Source organism: Burkholderia sp. SIMBA_051 (assembly GCF_046534915.1).
Classification (GTDB): Bacteria; Pseudomonadota; Gammaproteobacteria; order Burkholderiales; family Burkholderiaceae; genus Burkholderia; species Burkholderia ambifaria.
This window is the reverse complement of record NZ_JAWRXS010000911.1, coordinates 1-235: the sequence shown is the minus strand read 5'-3', so window position 1 is coordinate 235 and position 235 is coordinate 1. Positions and strand designations below refer to the sequence as shown.

Annotated in this window: 1 pseudogene; it reads right to left on the bottom strand. The window is 62.6% G+C overall.

The window, feature by feature from the left end:
* Positions 1–205: pseudogene (locus SB771_RS37120) on the bottom strand (hypothetical protein); the annotation flags it as partial.
* Between the last annotated feature and the right edge of the window lie 30 nt (positions 206–235).

Below are 235 nucleotides of genomic sequence, written 5' to 3'. Positions count from 1 at the left end.
CCAACAGCTTGCGTGCAACCGCAGGCAGATCAGCGTCGGCGGCCGCCTCGAAGCTGAAGGTCATGCGGTCACGCTTGGAGCCGTCAGTGGCGGGCAGGGGCAACCCCAATTCCTCGCAAAGCGTCGGCAGCATGGTATGCGTGCCCGCGTCTTTTAACGCCATGATGAGCGGAGCCAACAGCGAGCGAAGTTGCGCGTAGTCCATTGGGTGCGATTCAAGCTCGCAGCGTCATGG